This is a genomic window from Methanococcus aeolicus Nankai-3 (assembly GCF_000017185.1).
Lineage (GTDB): Archaea > AGJL01 > Methanococci > Methanococcales > Methanococcaceae > Methanofervidicoccus > Methanofervidicoccus aeolicus.
The window spans coordinates 221,055-239,455 of sequence record NC_009635.1; the positions used below are offsets into that span (position 1 = coordinate 221,055).

At 29.7% G+C, this 18,401-nt stretch carries 12 protein-coding genes and 2 tRNA genes; 8 read left to right on the forward strand and 6 right to left on the reverse strand.

Features of this window, described 5'->3' with window-relative positions:
- Positions 1-118 precede the first annotated feature (118 nt).
- The gene (lysA, locus tag MAEO_RS01035; protein WP_198002423.1) at positions 119-1,429 is read left to right on the forward strand and encodes a diaminopimelate decarboxylase; all 1,311 of its coding nucleotides are present in this window, start codon (positions 119-121) and stop codon (positions 1,427-1,429) included.
- A 135-nt stretch (positions 1,430-1,564) separates the two neighbouring features.
- Here the strand turns inward: lysA and MAEO_RS01040 are convergent, their stop codons facing one another.
- From MAEO_RS01040 to MAEO_RS07840, 3 genes are all read right to left on the reverse strand, one after another.
- Positions 1,565-4,678 (reverse strand): outer membrane protein assembly factor BamB family protein, encoded by a 3,114-nt coding sequence (locus tag MAEO_RS01040; protein ID WP_011972932.1) that lies wholly within the window; start codon positions 4,676-4,678, stop codon positions 1,565-1,567.
- A gap of 166 nt (positions 4,679-4,844) precedes the next feature.
- Positions 4,845-5,783, reverse strand: coding sequence for a hypothetical protein (locus MAEO_RS01045; protein ID WP_011972933.1), 939 nt, complete (start codon positions 5,781-5,783; stop codon positions 4,845-4,847).
- Between the two features lie 230 nt (positions 5,784-6,013).
- Positions 6,014-6,102 (reverse strand) — tRNA-Sec (locus MAEO_RS07840).
- 322 nt (positions 6,103-6,424) lie between these two features.
- Here MAEO_RS07840 and cdhD point away from each other — a divergent pair.
- The 4 genes from cdhD to MAEO_RS01065 all read left to right on the forward strand — a co-directional run bounded on the left by cdhD (position 6,425) and on the right by MAEO_RS01065 (position 10,176).
- Positions 6,425-7,615, forward strand: coding sequence for a CO dehydrogenase/acetyl-CoA synthase subunit delta (cdhD, locus tag MAEO_RS01050; RefSeq protein WP_011972934.1), 1,191 nt, complete (start codon positions 6,425-6,427; stop codon positions 7,613-7,615).
- 86 nt (positions 7,616-7,701) lie between these two features.
- Complete coding sequence (acsC, locus tag MAEO_RS01055; RefSeq protein ID WP_011972935.1) at positions 7,702-9,171, forward strand: acetyl-CoA decarbonylase/synthase complex subunit gamma; 1,470 nt, start codon at positions 7,702-7,704, stop codon at positions 9,169-9,171.
- A 173-nt stretch (positions 9,172-9,344) separates the two neighbouring features.
- A tRNA-Gln gene (locus MAEO_RS01060) sits at positions 9,345-9,417 on the forward strand.
- A gap of 81 nt (positions 9,418-9,498) precedes the next feature.
- Positions 9,499-10,176, forward strand: coding sequence for a DUF166 domain-containing protein (locus MAEO_RS01065; protein ID WP_011972936.1), 678 nt, complete (start codon positions 9,499-9,501; stop codon positions 10,174-10,176).
- A gap of 205 nt (positions 10,177-10,381) precedes the next feature.
- On the opposite strand, the gene MAEO_RS01070 is transcribed toward MAEO_RS01065, so the two are convergent.
- Positions 10,382-10,693 carry a transcription factor S gene (locus tag MAEO_RS01070; protein ID WP_011972937.1) on the reverse strand — a complete coding sequence of 104 codons (312 nt, stop codon included), beginning with the start codon at positions 10,691-10,693 and terminating at the stop codon, positions 10,382-10,384.
- A gap of 15 nt (positions 10,694-10,708) precedes the next feature.
- Positions 10,709-11,122 (reverse strand): NUDIX domain-containing protein, encoded by a 414-nt coding sequence (locus MAEO_RS01075; RefSeq protein WP_011972938.1) that lies wholly within the window; start codon positions 11,120-11,122, stop codon positions 10,709-10,711.
- 197 nt (positions 11,123-11,319) lie between these two features.
- Between MAEO_RS01075 and lysS the strand changes: the two genes are divergently transcribed.
- From lysS to MAEO_RS01090, 3 genes are all read left to right on the forward strand, one after another.
- Positions 11,320-12,957 (forward strand): lysine--tRNA ligase, encoded by a 1,638-nt coding sequence (lysS, locus tag MAEO_RS01080; protein WP_011972939.1) that lies wholly within the window; start codon positions 11,320-11,322, stop codon positions 12,955-12,957.
- Positions 12,958-13,169: 212 nt separating this feature from the next.
- The gene (locus tag MAEO_RS01085) at positions 13,170-14,027 is read left to right on the forward strand and encodes a hypothetical protein (protein WP_011972940.1); all 858 of its coding nucleotides are present in this window, start codon (positions 13,170-13,172) and stop codon (positions 14,025-14,027) included.
- Between the two features lie 227 nt (positions 14,028-14,254).
- On the forward strand, positions 14,255-16,531 hold the full coding sequence (locus MAEO_RS01090) for a DHH family phosphoesterase (protein WP_011972941.1): 2,277 nt from the start codon (positions 14,255-14,257) through the stop codon (positions 16,529-16,531).
- Between the two features lie 137 nt (positions 16,532-16,668).
- Here the strand turns inward: MAEO_RS01090 and MAEO_RS01095 are convergent, their stop codons facing one another.
- On the reverse strand, positions 16,669-18,306 hold the full coding sequence (locus MAEO_RS01095) for a DUF128 domain-containing protein (protein ID WP_011972942.1): 1,638 nt from the start codon (positions 18,304-18,306) through the stop codon (positions 16,669-16,671).
- Between the last annotated feature and the right edge of the window lie 95 nt (positions 18,307-18,401).

Consider the following 18,401-nt stretch of genomic DNA (forward strand, 5'->3'; position numbering starts at 1 on the left):
TATTTTTATATATTATTAATATTTATACTTAATATAAACTAATATTATAATAGTATGCAATAATTATATACAATTATAAATAAAATATAAAATTTATTTATACAATATTTTTGGTGAAATTGTGTTTTTAGGAAATGAAATGATTACAGTGGAAAATAATAAATTAAAAATAGATGGATTTGATGTATCAGAATTAGCTGAACAGCATGGCACACCATTATATGTAATGAGTGAAAGTCAAATAGTAAAAAACTTTACAAGATATACCGAGGCATTTAAAGAATATTCAGAAAAAACAGGAAAAGAATTTATAGTATCATATGCCTACAAAGCTAACTCTAATTTAGCAGTATTAAAAATATTAACAAATTTAGGTTGCGGTGCTGATGTTGTAAGTGGGGGGGAGCTCTACACAGCAAAAATGGTATCCGTTGATTCCTCAAAAATAGTATTTAATGGAAATTGTAAATTAGAGGAAGAAATAATAATGGGAATTGAAACAAATATAAGAGCTTTTAATGTAGATAGTATTAGCGAATTAGAATTAATAAACGAAGTGGCTGGAAAATTGGGAAAAGTTGCAAATGTGGCTTTCAGAATTAACCCAAATGTAAATCCAAAAACCCACCCAAAAATATCAACAGGATTAAAAAGTAATAAATTTGGTTTAGATGTTGAAGCAGGAATTGCCTTAAAAGCAATTAAAATGGCAAAAGAAATGAAAAATGTAAAAATTGTTGGTATCCACTGTCATATTGGCTCCCAATTAACAGATATTAGTCCATTTGTTGAAGAAACTAAAAAAGTTATGGACTTTGTAGTATCATTAAAAGAACAAGGTATAAAAATTGAAGATGTTAATATTGGTGGAGGATTAGGAGTTCCATACGATAAAAACACAGAAATACCTGTTCAAAAAGATTTGGCAAATGCCGTAATAAATACCATGTTGGAATATGCCGATAAAGTGGAGCTCCCCAACTTAATCATAGAGCCGGGAAGAAGTTTAGTAGCTACGGCTGGTGTGTTGTTGGGAAAAGTTCACCATATAAAAGAAACACCATCTGCAAAATGGATTATGATTGATGCAGGAATGAATGATATGATGAGGCCTGCAATTTATGAGGCATATCATGAAATTACACCCTGCACCATAAGGGATGAAAAAGAAGTTGTAAATATTGCAGGAGGATTATGTGAAAGCTCCGATGTATTTGGTAAAGAAAGGGAGCTCCCTAAAATAGAAGTAAAAGACACAATTGCAATATTGGATGTTGGGGCATATGGTATAAGTATGGCCAACAATTACAACGCAAGAGGAATTTCTAAAATGATTTTAACAAGTGAAGATGGGGCGTATACAATAAGAGAAAGAGAAACCTATGCAGATTTACTTTCTAAAGACATTATTCCTCCTAAGTATTTGTAATCGTGATGGTCGTTGAATAACTAATAAAAAAAGTAGAGATAATATTTTTTATTTTTTATTTTTTTAATAATTCATCTTTATGATTTCTTCTTATCTATTTTCTTGTTATTATCAAATAATGTTAATTTTGATATTCTATATTGAACCTGAATCAGTATCGGATTTTATAGATTTAACTGTAATCCGATATTCAAATACTTTTTTCTCAAGTGGATTTCCTTCTTCATCCTCACAGATAACATCTAATGCCAATGGATATTTTCCTTTATATACTGGAAGCATTAATAGCCGCAACATTTTTGATTCGCCAGGAGATATTTTATCAATAAATTTTAAGTATTTTAGTTTTACACTTTCATCCGAACAAGTTACTCTAAGATTATATAATGGCATATCTCCTTTTATATAATCAAAAGATATCCCAACATCTTCCCAAGTATTTATTTCAAATACTTTTTTCATTAATTTTGCATCTAATTCTATATTGGAGTTGGTGTATTTCCTTGACTCATTGATTAATTCCCTTGCCTTATAATAATCATTCCTATTCAATAGTTTTTTTGCTTTATCAATTAATCTTTTAGCCTTTACTGGATTTGAAAATGGCTTTTTTTGATTTATCAAATCTAATATATGTTTTATTTCATCATGCAATAATTCCGAAATTATAGGGGATGTTTTCAATATTTCTTGCAATAATATGAATTGACCATTTTCAACTTCGTTTTTATTAAATATATATACCCGCCCATCAAAACAGCCAACCAATATATTATTTGTTTCATCAGATACCAATAATTCACTTATGTCATTGGATATATTATAACTACTCAAGTTATGCCCCTCCAATATCTCTAAGTTTTGAACTGTGATGCTGTTGGGCCTATTATGTGGTATATATTTTATTCTTATCCCGTCATATACGAAATTATCAATTTCATCATGCTTATTGCCTGTCGGATTCTTAGAGTTTACTGCATTTACCGCCCTAATATGCCCTTTTGCTCTATATTTCCACAAAAGCTTACCACTATTTAATTCCATAATATATACGGGCGTTATATTTAATGAAGGTTTATAAATGCCTTTTGCCATTACAATTTTTCCATTTTTTGTATTTACTATATCTGTTGATTCTATGCCTTCACTTTTTGCTCTATGTATCCATTTTTCTAAACCAGTTTTCAAATCTAATGCATAAATATTGCTTCCCAATTTACTAACATTAGATAATTCTCCTGAACCTGCAATTAGAATATCCTCTTCTTTATCGAGGGAAATAGTTTTTATCACTCTGTTATGGGTTGCATATTTCCACAGTAAATCTCCATTATTTCCGTTTATTGAATAAATCATTTCATTAGATGTCCCAATAATAATACTATTATATTTCATACAGTGTTCCATTGCATATATATAATTCCCAGCATACTTCCATAATATATAGCCAGTTTTTATATCTATGCCATATACCGCTCCTCCACCTGATAAAATTGTGGGATTGCCACTGGCAGCACATAACACATTTTTAATATATTTCATATGAATTATATCATGGGGTGATTTATGTGTCCATAAAACCTTTCCATCGTCCCTATTTAATGCATAGATATAACCAAATTTACATCCTGCAAAAACTACATCGCCCATGTGGCTGTCGTAATTTCCATCTTTTTTATCCATAATAAGTATATCTGCAACGGGTGCATTATTGTCCGTTAGAATCTTCCACTGCGTTGAGCCATCGTTTAAATTCACTGATGTCACATGTCCTAAATTACATCCTACAATTATATCTTCATCTTTAACTTTTAATATATATGAATCACATGCCACATTATATTTCCATAATATTTGTCTATTTTGAATATCTATACAATACATAGGGGCATATCGTAATTTAGGTATATACTCGCATCCTACTACGGCAACATTTTTATCCTGTTTTATTACTTTTACTGACTTAACACTACTTTCCAATTCAAATCCATCTATTATGCCTTTACCTCCTATAAGCTCCCAATAATAAAATAATATTTCAATAGATTTTTCATAATTGCCCTGTTCATAAAGATCATCAATTAAATTTTTTAAGTTGTTTATATACTCATCGAATATAATTGGGCTAAATTCAATTATTGGGTTGCATTTATAAGTATATACTTCACGATAATTCTCCGGAGTTATGGATTTTATAATATCTAAATAATTTTTAATTATTTGGTCGGAGATATTTTTTATATGTTCGTCCTTTGGATTAAGTTTTAATATTTCGTTATATATTGCAATGGCATCTTCAAAATCATTGTTTATATAATATTTATTACCTTCCTCCATTAGGTCTATCATATCTTGAACTACTTGTATGGTATGTTTTGCATATTCATCATTTGGATTTATATCTAAAATTTCATTAAGTTTGGATAGTGAATGATTATATTCTCCCCTACGATATAATTCTTCTGAATCTTGTCTTAATGCCAGTATTTTTTCTATTTTGGTTTTATATTCAATAGCTTCTTCGTTATTATTATCTAATTTTATAACTGCATTGAATTTTGCTAGTGCATTTTCGTAATGTCCATCTTCATATAATTTTTTTCCTTCATTTATTTTACTATTTATTTCAAGATTTACCAGTTTTGAAGTAACAGTTTCTATATATTTTCTAATTTTTAAATTATTTCTATCTATGGATTCCAATTTATTTAATTTTTCAAGGATTTCATTACCTATTGATTCATCGTATGATATTTCTATTTTATTTAATAATTCATCTATATTTTCCATTATCTTTTTTAATTTATTTATTTTATATATTTTATCTATTGAATATCTGTCCTGAGGGAATACTTTCAATACATTTTTGTATTCAACAATGGCATCTTTATAATCTCCTTCCTCATATAGTTCATCGGCTTTTTTTCGGAGCTCCAATATTTTTTTACATAAATTTATTTTTTCCGTAGCCTTTGGCTCTAATTCTTTATTTAATCTAATGGCTTCGTTAAATAATGCTATTGCACGGTTATAATTATTTTCCATTGTTAATCTAATTCCTTTTTTAAATGCCATCTCGGCATGAATTTTATTAATTCCCTTTTTAGCCCCTTCGTTTTTTTCGTTTATTTCAAGTGCTTTTTTATAGTGGTACAAAGCAGATTTATAATTCCCCATACCAAAATAATAATCACCTTTCTCTACTAATTTTTTATCTTCTCCAATTAGTTTTTTAACAATATTAATCATATTATATATCCCCCATATTTATGTTATAATATATTTTATCTATATGGTAAATGTATGTCATACCCATTTTTATTAAAAAGGCCCCCTATTTCCATCTATATTTTAGATTATTGTGATTTCATAATTACAAAAATATATTTAGGCTAGGTCGTCATATTATATATATTTATTTTTTTAATTTATTGCCCTTAAATTCTTTAAATTTTTTAAATTCATCATTGTTCATATTATATATTTTAAATTCAATATTTTCAAATATGCATTGATTTTTAATATATCGATATGCTTTATCTCCTTCATAATTTTTATAAAATGCATAAATGGGAGAATTGTGTTTTGATACGATATATATGCCTTCATTAACTTCGATTAAAGATGGACATTCAGTTAAAATATTCATCAAAGAATCATTTTTTATAATTTTAAATTTATTTTTTTCCTTTATGGAATTAATTAAGTTATCAAATGAAATATATGTTTTTAAAATTGCTTTTGGATATTTTTCTAAATAATTATTGTATGTATCAATAGATATTTTTTTAATAAATCCTGTAAGTTCACTAACTGCAAATAGCGTTTTTATTTTTCCTAATGCTCTTCTGCCTTCAATTGTCTTATTTTTTGTAGCATATAGGGCGTATAATTCTTCACTATTGTTAAATATTAAAGTTCCAGCATCTAATTTATATTTTTTAGATATTAAATTTATTTCATACAATCCAGTTCCAACGAAATTATATAAATCATTATATTGATTTAATATAATACCTTCCTTTTTATTATCGGATTTTATTTTTGTTGATTCTGATATTTTGCCATTTTTTAATGTTTCATTTTTTCTGTCATCTAACTTGTTTTCAATGATCATATTAAGTGAATCTTTGCTATGGCACTCATATACTTGAATTGTAAAAACGACTGGCAACTTTTTTAATATTGTTCTTAAATCAGACTTTTTTCCATTATTTGTCGAAAAAATCAAATCAGAATCATTGTAAAATAATATATTATTTTCTATTTCTATATATCCTGTAAAATTTTGTAAAAAAGAAATGGTATTTTTTAAATCGGTTAAACCGCCCGTTTTTGAATATATTTTTTTCATGTTCTCACGGCAACATAATATATATATGTATTGACCGTAGTTATTTTGACCACTACAATCATTAATATTAACACTGCCATATATTGCCCATTGTTGACAAAAATATATGTGTATATTGCACTGCCCTAATAATTAAGGCATATTTTTTTTATTATCGATGGGATTTACTGCATATATTATTAATATATAGCACCTAAAAACAATGAAATATTAATAAAATAAAACGAAAACGGCACCGGGGGGGAATCGAACCCCGAGTTCAATCGAACTTGACGGATCTGAAGTCCGCCCTGTATCACCAGATACAGCACCCCGTGCCACGACTTAGATAATTAATTACTATATTTCTATGTAGGTATTACTAATATATAATCTAATATATAATATTTTCCATTTTTTTAAATTATTAAGATATCTTCAATTTGTATTATTCTAATGATTTAATGGAGCCATATCCATTATTCAAAAAGTATATATATGATTATTATAGATTAATTATTTATCTGTAATGATTTATAATGATAGATTAGCCATACATTAACATATCCATTATTATATTTATACATTATACCTTTATCAATATATATTATATATGAATTTCTCACATTCTTATTTATTTTATTCATTATCTCGGTGATTATATGGATTTTGATAGTTTAATGGAATTAGTAAAAAAAACTGGGCGAATTGAAATAAACGATATAAGTATAACTGCGGATGAACTTATAATAAATATACCTTCTGCGCCACCCATGAGAATTCCACAAACTCCTGCAATGAAGCAGACGCTGGCAGAATCGGGAGTTTATGAAGATTTAAAAATAAGTATCCCTGATGTAGATTGGGAGCTCCCAATAAATACCTACAAAGGAAACATAAGGGAAGTGCAATTTGGACGACCCAAATCCGAAGGAGGAAGGGGAAAAGTCATAAAAATCGGAGGGCAAAAGGCACTTTATAGATTTGAAGAACCACAGCCAAATAATCCAGTGGTAACTTTTGATATATTTGATGTCCCTATGCCAGGGCTTCCAAAAAACATTAGGACATATTTCGAGGAAGTTATGCATGACCCTGCTGAATGGGCTAAATTATGCGTAGATAAATTTGGGGCAGATATGATTACAATGCATCACATTTCCACAGACCCGAAACTTAAAGATACCTCGCCAAGAGATGCCGCAAAATTGATGGAAGATGTATTGCAGGCAGTTGATGTTCCATTTGTAATCGGAGGAAGTGGAGACCCGTCAAAAGACCCAAAAGTATTGGAAGCTTGTGCAGAAGTTGCAGAAGGAGAAAAATGTCTTTTAGCATCTGCTAACCTTGATTTAGATTATAAAAAAGTTGCCGATGTTGCTATGAAATATGATCACAATGTGCTTTCTTGGACCATTATGGACCCGAATATGGCAAAAGACCTTAATAAAAAATTAATTGCTCATGGATTAGAGGGGGATAGAATTGTTATGGACCCTACAACCTGTTCATTAGGATATGGTTCTGAATTTTCAATCAATGCCATGACAAGGTTAAGAATTAATGGATTAAAAGGAGATGAATTTGTAAATATGCCAATGTCTTCTGGAACCACAAATGCTATTGGAGCAAGAGAGGCCTGGATGGTAAATCCAGAATGGGGAGACAGACAATACAGATTACCATTATGGGAAATTACAACAGGATTAAGTATGCTTTTAAGTGGAGTAGATATTTTTATGATGCTTCACCCGTTATCAATTGCCGTATTAAAGGAGTTTGGACAAACACTTACAACTAAACCTAATGAAGTAAAATTAACTACGGATAATTATGAATGGATTAAAGCATAAAAATTATTTATTATATATTAATATATTAATATGTTATTATTATTATTATTATTATTATTATTTCTACATATTATTTCGGTGATATAATGGCTAAAATAAGTGCGATGGATATTTACAAATTACTTCCGAAAACAAACTGTAAAAAATGTGGGGAAGCTTCCTGCATGGCATTTGCTACCAAATTACAAAATAAAAAGGCGATGGTAGAGGAATGCCCCATAATGAATGCCCCAAAATTTGAAGCAAAAAAGAAAGAGCTCGTAGAATTATTATCTCCACCAGTTAAGGAGGTATGGTTTGGATATGATGATAAAAATCATAGGGCTACAATGGGTGGAGACGAAGTAATGTATAGGTATGAATTAACATATTATAACCCTGCACCATTTGGAATAGATATATCTGACAATTTATCAGATAATGAAATAAAAGAAAGAGCAAAATATATTGAAAATTTTGTATTTGAAAGAACAGGGGAGAAATTAACTCTTGATTTTATAGCACTTAGAAATGCGTCAAATGATCCAGAAAAATTTAAAAATGCTTTACAAATCATTCAAGAAAACACCAAAATGCCAATATCTTTATGCTCTATTAATCCAGAAAGCATAGAAGAAGCTTTAAAAATAATAAACTCTAAACCATTAATTTATGCCGCCACAGAGGACAATTTTGAAAAGATGCTTAATGTTCTTTTAAAACACAAAAAAGAAACCAATAAAGAATTTGCATTAGTTTTATCCTCGAAACAGATAAAAACATTAAAAGGAATGGCAAAAGAATGTTTGAACCACGGAATTGATGATTTAGTATTAGAACCACATACACACCCCGAAAATATATCGGAAACATTGGACAAATTCATAGCATTGAGGAGAAGTGCCATTGAGAAAGAAGATAAATTGTTAGGATTCCCAATATTGGGATTGCCAATAAACACCTATTTTTATACCCTTAACAATAACTCTATTTCTCAATTTATTGAAGAACCCAATAAAGCTGCGGGAATAATGGAGGCAAGAACTGCAAACACTATGTTAATTAGGTATGCTGATGCCATTATACTACACGGATGTGAAATTTGGGAGCTCATGCCAGTATTGACTCTTAGACAGGCACTATACACTGACCCAAGAAAGCCACAGGCAGTAGATGCCGATATATATCCAATAGGAAATCCAGATGCAGATAGTCCGGTGATTATGACCACAAACTTCTCTTTAACATATTATACTGTTACAGGTGATTTTGAGAAAGATGGCGTTAAATGCTGGTTAATTGTATTGGATACAGAGGGTAAAGCCGTAGATGTTGCCGTAGCTGGTGGTCAATACAACGGTGAAAATGCTAAAAACCTAATTGAGGAAAAAGGTTTGGCCGATAAAGTTAATCATAATGTAATCATATTGCCTGGATTGGGAGCTCCTGCAAGGGGAGACATCGAGGAAAAAACAGGTTGGAATTGTGTAGTTGGAACAAGGGATTCTTCACAGGTTGGAGACTTCTTGAAGAAAAACTGGGAAAATATATTGGAAAAAATAGGAAAAAATAATTAATATTTTCCATATATTTTATATTTATTTTAATTTTTAGTATATTTTAGTATATTTTATTGTGTATATTATAATTGATGTAATTATTAATTAAAATACTTTGATTATAGAAAAGTATTTATATTAGATATACATTATTACAGTATGCTCTGATTAGCAGAGAAGTAAAATTAATTAGCCCGGTGGTGTAGTGGCCAATCATACGAGACTTTGAATCTCGTTACCGCGGTTCGAATCCGCGTCGGGCTACTTTTTATTTTATAAATCTATATTGGTATATCTATATAAATTATATAATTTTAAATAATAAATTCCTATTTTGGTGTAATTATGAACTCCAACAAAACCAGAGAAAATTCTTTAAATATATTAATTATTTCAGAAGGAAAATATGGAGAACGGGCAGTTAAAATAATAGGGGACAAATTTAACTGCGATTTTATGAAATTAAATTATTTAGGAGATTTTGAAGACATTGAAATTGATAAAAATCAATTAAAAGAAATCGAAAAATATGATATTGTGATAACATATATATTAAATCCTGATTTAACATATTATTTATTAAAAGAGCTATCAAACAAACCACTATTTACAATAGTTGGAGCTTGGGCAGGGGAAGGATTTAAAAAACAGCTTGAAAACTTTGGAAATGTGATTTGTCCAAATTTAATGTGTGATTTTAATGAGGAAGATTTAAAAAATAAATTAAATAAATATCCGCAGTTAAAAGAATTTTTAAAATATTTCGGAGCTCCCAAAATAAACCTTCATATAAAAGACAATAAAATAGATGGTGTGGAGATATTAAGGGGAGCTCCCTGTGGCTCAACAAATGAAACGATGAAAGAATTTATTGGAAAAGAATATTCTGAAAAAACGATAATTGATATTGGTTTGAGAGTTCAGCACTATTGTAGGGCTGGAAAATTAAGAATTTTTGTAGAAAAAGAAGGCAAAAAAAGTAAAGCTGGAAAATGTTTAGTTAATGGAATTAATGTAATATAAAATATGGAACATAATATATTATCTAATTATAAAAACCATAGTTAATCTTCGGTCTTTTTCACTAAACCGTCTCAAAAATTAGGGGAATTATTACAATATAGCGGACAACGGATAGTTGTTGGACCCACCATAAAATCATAAAAACTCCTTCGGAGTTTTGGGATATAAAAATTTCCCGAACAAACCATGCATGATTTTTTATTTTTTAATCGTATTCTCTCCAAGTGTGTCCGCATTTTGTACATTTATAAAATCTTGTTTCTGGCTCATCGGCACATCTAGTTTGTTGAAGCCACCAATATACCTCCATATTTCCGCAGTTTGGGCATTCAATTCTTGTTGTTGGAAGTGTATTCACATCTTCTATAACTACTATTTCCTGTTTGGTTTCTAATTTTTCTTTTAATTCATATGATTCAGTTTTTTCAAGTTCCTCCTCAAATCCGCAAACTGTGCATACTAAATTATCTTCTTTTGGAAGCATAATATTATTACATTTAGGACAAAATTTTACCATATTATCACCTATATTTTATTTATATTTCTTTAAATAATCTTCAAATATTCGCTTATGATCAAAGGCAAGGTTTAATTGTTTTATGTCTTCAATTTTAAACAGTCCTGCCTCTTTGGCATCATCTCCACTTTTTAACAGTCCGTCAATATACTCTAAAACATAAACAACTGAAACAGTATGTCCTCTTGGGTCCCTATTTGGGTCAGAATAGACTCCAAGCAACCCTTTGATTTTAGTTTTTAAATTTGTTTCTTCAAATAGCTCCCTTAATACTGCACATTCTGTTGATTCTCCATAATCTACAAACCCGCCGGGAAAAGCCCAAAAATCTTTATATGGTTCGTTTTTTCTTGTTATTAAAACAATTTTTCCATCAATCTCAACAATTCCATCAACAGTTAAAGATGGAGATTTATATTTTCGTGTCATCGTATCAATATAATCATTATAATCTATAATCAATATAAAAATGATAAATATTATATATAAACAAATATAATCAATTTAAGATATTATTATATGGCGTTGTGTTTAATATAATTTTAATTAAAGATGTTTTTATATTATATATAATTTTCGAAAAACGAAATAAAAAAAATAAAAATAAACTAAAAAAGGTGATTATTTTGCACTGGGCTGATGCAACTGCAAAAAAAATTATAAAAAAAAGACAAAAACAAAATCCTAAAAAGTATCTCATATCTAGTGGTATAACTCCATCGGGACATATCCATGTAGGAAATGCAAGAGAGACCCTTACAGCAGATGGAATATATAAGGGGCTGTTAAAAGAAGGCGTAGAAGCTGAATTAATATTTATAGCCGATAACTATGACCCACTTAGGAAGGTTTATCCATTTTTACCACCAGAATATGAAAAATTCGTTGGTATGCCATTAAGTGAAATACCCTGTCCAGAAGGTTGTTGTGATAGCTATGCGGACCATTTTTTAAATCCATTTATAAATAGTTTGGACGATTTAGGAATAAATTTAACAGTTTATAAGGCTGATGAAAATTATAAAAATGGATTATACAATGATGCCATAATAACGGCACTAAATGATAGGGATAAAATTAAAGGAGTATTGGACAAATACAGAAGAGAACCACTTCCAGAAGATTGGTATCCATTAAATATTATCTGTGAAAAATGTGGTAAATTAAGTACTACAAAGGTAATTAATTACAACAGTGAGGAGAGCACCGTAGATTATGAATGCCAATGCGGACATAAAAACACAGTTAAACCATTTGATGGTAGGGGGAAACTACCATGGAGAGTAGATTGGCCTGCTAGATGGAAAATATTTGATGTAGTTGCCGAACCAATGGGGAAAGACCATGGGGCATCAGGTGGTTCTTATGATACTGGAATAAAAATATCTCAAATGGTGTATAGATATGGAGCTCCTGAAAAAATAATATATGAATGGATTCAATTAAAAGTAGGGGATAAAGCCCTTCCAATGTCTTCCTCGTCGGGCGTCGTATTTGCTGTAAAGGATTGGGTAAAAATCTGCCACCCCGAAGTTTTAAGATTTTTATTACTTAGAAGCAAACCTTCAAAGCATATTGATTTTAATTTAAAAACTCTTCCAAATATTGTAGATGATTATGATGAACTTGAAACAAAATATTTTGGGTTAAAAGAAAAAGAAGGAAATGGGGAAGAATTAAACGAAAACGAAAAAGATAAAATAAGATTATATGAACTATGCACACCAAAAATACCAAATAAACTTCCTTTAAATATACCTTATAAATTCTGTGTTATAGTATCCCAAATAGCATATAATCCAGAAACAGAAACTATCGACATGAATAAGGTAATCGATATTTTAAAAAGAAATAACTACGAACAGGCTGAATTATTAAAATACGAAGAAAATAAAGAAGACTACAATAAATTGAAAACACGATTATATTGTGCAATGAATTGGGCAATAGAATATGGTGAAAAATTAATATTAATCGACTCAAACACGGCAAAAGAAAATTACAATGAGTTAAGCCAAAAGCAAAAAGAATGGATAAAGCTATTTAGAGAAAACTTAAAAAACATGGGAAATAATGAAGAAAGCTATAATGCTTCATCAATACATGAATTAATATATGATAGTGCAAAAGAGATTGATTTAGAACCAAAAGAAGCATTTTCAGCCTCATATAAAATATTGCTTGGTAAAAACTACGGCCCTAAATTGGGTAGTTTTTTATCATCTCTTGATAAAGATTTTGTTATTGAAAGATATGCCCTATAAAAATTATAGATAAAAAAATACATTCTTTTTTATATTTTTATATTCCGTGGTAAATTGATGGACACAATGCATATTGAAGCTCACGAGGAGATAATAGCTAAATCCTTCGAATTTTATTTAAATTAGATAAATTAGATATTAATAGCAATTTAATTACATATATTTAAGCATATATCCCTTTTAGGTTATTAAACTGTTAATTCGGTGATTTAATGATTGAAATAATTTCATATCAAGAATTTAAAGGAAATAACAAAGATATTGTAGATAATGAATTTAAAAAATTGATAGAAAAAATAGAAAATAAATATTCTGTTGAAATATTGTCCATTGAATCTAATGAAGGAGAGGATAAAGACGAAACCGTTCAAATGGTATGTAGTTGTTCAGGAGAGGAAAAAGAAGAGGAAGAATTATATGCAAAACTTGCTGAAATAAATATAAAATTCAACTCATTTAAGGAATATATTGAATATTGTTTAAATTATGGTGCTGATTTAGATGTCCTTGAACCTTCAAAATTAAAACTAAGCTCAAAAGAATTTGGGGACGCCATTGCTCAAATTATTGGATTTTTTAAGGAATTTTGTAATAAATATGGAATTGGATTTAATGTGCATATAAAAGAAGAAGATGAAAATATAGATATAGAACAATATAAAAAAGGAATTTATGATGAAGATGAATTATTTGATATGGGTGAAGATGGGTTGATAAGAATAAAAGCAGTTTTTGAAGGAATTGGGGATTCTGAAAATGATTTGATTAAAAAGATAGTTATGTCATTAAATGATGAAATTTTGGTTCATAAAATTACAACAAAAACAGTTGAAATTGAAGACGATAAAATACCCGAAATAAAAAATAAATTCTATGGTGTTATCGGTGTTGAAATGCTGTGCAAACCTTTTGATATTGTGGAAATAGCATATAAATTCTTACCCATAGTAGTATCTATTGAAAATAAAGAAATAGAATTAAGCGGATTAGAATTACAAGACATTGGTAATGATTTGGGTGGCGCCATATTTGAATTATCTCATGGAGTAATAAATAGGTCAACTAACTAATTTTATTTATTGGGGGTTACCATATCGTAGATAACCAATTGGAAAACTTCCCCATATTCCTGCATTATATTATAAATTATTGAATATTTATATATTATATGGGTGCATATATAGAACATATTAGTTCGTTCGGAGCTCCCTGTAAATGAAACATTGAAAATAGGGATATTTTCTTTCGAACAAACTCTATATTTAATCAATAAATTAATATTATTTTTGGTGAATACATGATAAATAAATGTGAGATATGCAACGGGACGGGTAAAAAAATAGTTAAATACGAAGAATGCCCAGAATGTGAAGGGACAGGATTTTTAGAAGAATTTGATACCAAATCTCAATTTAAAAGGGCATCTAAAAACTCAAAATACGATTTTGACGATGCCGAATTACCATGCCCTACATGCAACGGTTCGGGGCAAATCCCAATTTATGATTCCTGCGAATATTGCGGGGGTAGCGGGAAAGTTGTAACATGTGGTAAATGCAATAAAATAATTGGAAAATATCCACAAGATAAAGATAAATCATTATGCGAAAAATGTGAAAAAATGGAAAACAAAGCAAAAGCTCAAAAAATAGTATATGAATTAGATGGATTATGTAATATGTATGATTTAGAGGAGGGGGCATATTATAAAGGAAAAGTGGTTAGAAGCGAAAAATATGGACTATTTATACAATTGAACAATCAAACAAGGGGATTATTAAGAGGTCGGGAAATGATTGGAAAAAGAATGTCCGACTTTAAAATAGGAGATAGCATAATTGTGCAAGTATCCGAATTAAAACCAAGTAAAAGAGAGGTTGATTTTAGGTATTTACCGATATCAGATTATACCATAGAAAAACTTGAAAGAAAAATTCCTCTAACTACAATTAAAGAAATAAACGAGAATGGAGTTTTGGAAATGAGGGACGAAACTGTCCATATTAAAGGGGAGCTCCTTTACATTACCCAAACACCGGGACCTACAATATTTACTATTACTGATGGAACAGATATCGCATGGATTGCAGCATTTGAAATAGCTGGACTAAGAACCCACCCCGAATTAGTTGAAGGGGATATCGTAGATGTTGTAGGGACTGTTTCAATTAGGGATGGAAAACTTCAAATTGAAAGAATTAAGATGGAGAAATTAGAAGGGGAAGAACTAGAAGAAGTAAAGGCAAGAATAGAAGCAGAATTGGACAAAAAAGCAGAACCATACAGCGACATAGAATTCCTTGTAAAAAGCCCAATTCTTGAAAAATTAAGACCAAAAATGGCAGAAGTAGCAAAACAAATAAGAAGGGCATTATTGGACGGAAAACCAATAATTTTAAGACATCATGCCGATACAGACGGATATTGTGCAGGTTTGGCATTGGAAAAAGCAATAATACCAATATTAAATGAATTTTCAATTGATAGTGGAGCCCAATGGCACTATTTCAGAAGAAGCCCTTCAAAAGCACCATTTTATGAGTTGGAAGATATTACAAAAGATTTATCCTTTGCAATAGAGGACAAAATAAGATTTGGTCAAAAATTGCCCCTTGTAATATTGACAGATAATGGTAGTACCCACGAAGACATACCAGCATTAGCTCAGGCAGAAGCTTATGGTATTGATGTTGTTGTAATAGACCATCATTATCCAGGAGATGTAATAGGTGGTAAAGTAGAGGTAGATGAATATGCAAGTGCCCATGTAAATCCATATCTCGTAGGAGGGGATAGTAATTTAACAGCCGGAGCCCTAGCAACAGAAGTAGCAAGAATGATAAATAAAGACATCACCGACGATATAAAGCATCTCCCGGGTATAGCTATGGTTGGGGACCATGCAAAAGGAGAGGAAGTAGAAGAATACATAAAAATAGCAACAGAAGATTTGACGGAACATAGTGCAAAATATGGAAACAATAAAGAATACACAAAAGAAGAATTAGATATAATTGGTTTGTGTATGGACTTTGAAGCTTTCTATTTAAGATTTATGAATGGAAGGGGAATCGTTGAAGATATTTTGGCAATAAATAAAACAGAAATAAACAGACATGAAAAATTAATAGACATATTACATACCAGAGCAATAAGTATGACCAATAGGCAAATGAAAGCTGTTTTACCTGCAATAAAAACCAGAACTCTAAAAAATGGAATAATATTGAACATGCTTGATGTTGAGAAACATGCCCATAAATTTACATTCCCTGCACCCGGAAAAACTTGCGGTTTTGCCCATGATATCATAGTTAAACAACATCCAGAAGATACTCCAATAATCACTTTATCATATGGTCCTGATTTTGGAGTTGTTAGAGCAACTGATGCAGTTAGTGATAAATTCTCCTTCAATTTGAATTTGATTGTTCAGCAACTTATAGAAGGAATTCCAGAAGCTTCCCTTGATGGAGGGGGGCATGAATGTGCTGGAAGTCTGAAATTTGTTGAAGGATTGAGGGAGAAAGTATTAAATAAATTTGTTGAAATCGTTGAAAATATGACGGAATAATTAAAAATAAAAAAATAAAAATAAATAAAAACTCTTTGAGTTTTTATACGATAATATATTGCAAAGAGTTCTCGAACGAACTATATATTTTGGATATGTAAAAGACATTAACTATTGGAGATTCATCGTATAATTTATTATAATTCGTCAATAAATGTCAAGTCAGAATACTCCATGACATCATGAAGTGCATTAATTTCAATAGGTATTCCACTATTTTTTATTACAACAAATGGATTTATCCCTCCAATTGTGGCAAATCCAAACATTCCCTTTTCAACCTTTATGCCATATATGGGATTATTTGGCTTTCCTATCTCTATAATACCAGTCCAATTTAGTTTTTCCATAATATTTATTAAATTTTCTCTTGCACTCATTGGTGCCTTTCTAATGCCCGATAATATTGTATTTTTTCCATCTACTTTGTTAAAAAATACTTCGTGGGGATCTAATGAAGTTCCATCATATGATATCGTATCAATAAATCTATTTTTATTTAATTCCAATATTCCTCCATAATAAGGTATAACTGGAATTCCATATTTTAAAAATATCCCATCTATTGTAGTGGAACATAATGTATTTATTTGTATTTTGTTATCCTTGTCTATGATGCCGATTTTATCTGATATTATTTGTTTTTTATTCGTGCATTCTTTCAATATTTCAATAACATCTTGTTTATAAGATTTATCTATATATCCAGTATTTACCAAAACAGCACCCCGTTCCATTTCAATATCATAATTTACATTATGCATCATAGAATTCATTTTAGATAATACGGAGGATATTTTTATATTTCCTTTTTTAACAACTGGATTTAAATATTTTTTAGTTTTCTTTTCCATCAACGATAGATCGGTTAATGATGTTGCAGCACCAATATTTACAACATGCCCAAGTTCAACAGCAGGACATATCGGACATAATCCACCTACGAGAGCCACTCCAATTTCATTTTCATTTAAATCAATACCCAAAACATTTTCCTCTCCATAACTTAAAACACCATTTAATAAATCTCTATTTAATAGATTTTTAAATTTATCTTTTGTAGATTTTGGAATTACCCTAAAATTGGCAGGAATATATCCTTCTCCATTTTCGATAATCCCCAATATATCAGTTTTACCTCTTGATATAAATGCATCTAATGGGTCAATAGATGTTTTTTTAAAGTCAATCGTTCCATCAAAATATGCAGGTTCATAATCTTCAAATTTAATAATTCCTCCATATTTCGGGTTTGAAAGAATTCCATTTTTTAATAAAAAATTGTCAAAGGTTATAGAACATAGCGTTTCCACAGTAATTAAATCATCATTATCATTTTTAATATTTGCATTACATTCCTTTGATATATTCATATAATCTCCTATTGAATATCCATGTTCCATTACTTTTAACGCTAAATTTTTAATTTCTGCATAATCTCCTTCAATTGTGGTTTTATTTATAATTACTTTTGTTGGAAAATTTGATAAATATAATTTATCCATAATTTGTGAAAATACTGAACCAATTCTATATGAAATATTGGCTCTTTCCAACTCCTCTAATCCTTTATTAGTTATACTTCTTCCAGCATAACCAAATTTTTCCGTTAGATTCCTTTCATCCAATAATTGAAGGTGGTATCGCACCGCCCGCTCTCCAATTTCATAACCTCTTTTTTGGAGCTCCTGGGCAATTATTTTTGCCCCAACTGGTTCGCTATGCTCTGAAATAATTGTTAGAATTTCTATTAACTTATCATCTAATTTGTCCAAATTATCACCGAAAAATTATATCATGATCTTAAAATTAATTTATAATATATACATACCATATAATATATATATTAATAAGAATATAAAATAGTATG

Bases quoted from the DNA above. Each gene is read 5' to 3' on its own strand.
- MAEO_RS01070 (WP_011972937.1), bottom strand. From the start codon at position 10,693: ATGGTAAAATTTTGTCCTAAATGTAATAATATTATGCTTCCAAAAGAA.
- MAEO_RS01065 (WP_011972936.1), top strand. From the start codon at position 9,499: ATGAACTCCAACAAAACCAGAGAAAATTCTTTAAATATATTAATTATT.
- MAEO_RS01090 (WP_011972941.1), top strand. From the start codon at position 14,255: ATGATAAATAAATGTGAGATATGCAACGGGACGGGTAAAAAAATAGTT.
- acsC (WP_011972935.1), top strand. From the start codon at position 7,702: ATGGCTAAAATAAGTGCGATGGATATTTACAAATTACTTCCGAAAACA.
- cdhD (WP_011972934.1), top strand. From the start codon at position 6,425: ATGGATTTTGATAGTTTAATGGAATTAGTAAAAAAAACTGGGCGAATT.
- MAEO_RS01075 (WP_011972938.1), bottom strand. From the start codon at position 11,122: ATGACACGAAAATATAAATCTCCATCTTTAACTGTTGATGGAATTGTT.
- MAEO_RS01040 (WP_011972932.1), bottom strand. From the start codon at position 4,678: ATGATTAATATTGTTAAAAAACTAATTGGAGAAGATAAAAAATTAGTA.
- MAEO_RS01085 (WP_011972940.1), top strand. From the start codon at position 13,170: ATGATTGAAATAATTTCATATCAAGAATTTAAAGGAAATAACAAAGAT.
- MAEO_RS01045 (WP_011972933.1), bottom strand. From the start codon at position 5,783: ATGAAAAAAATATATTCAAAAACGGGCGGTTTAACCGATTTAAAAAAT.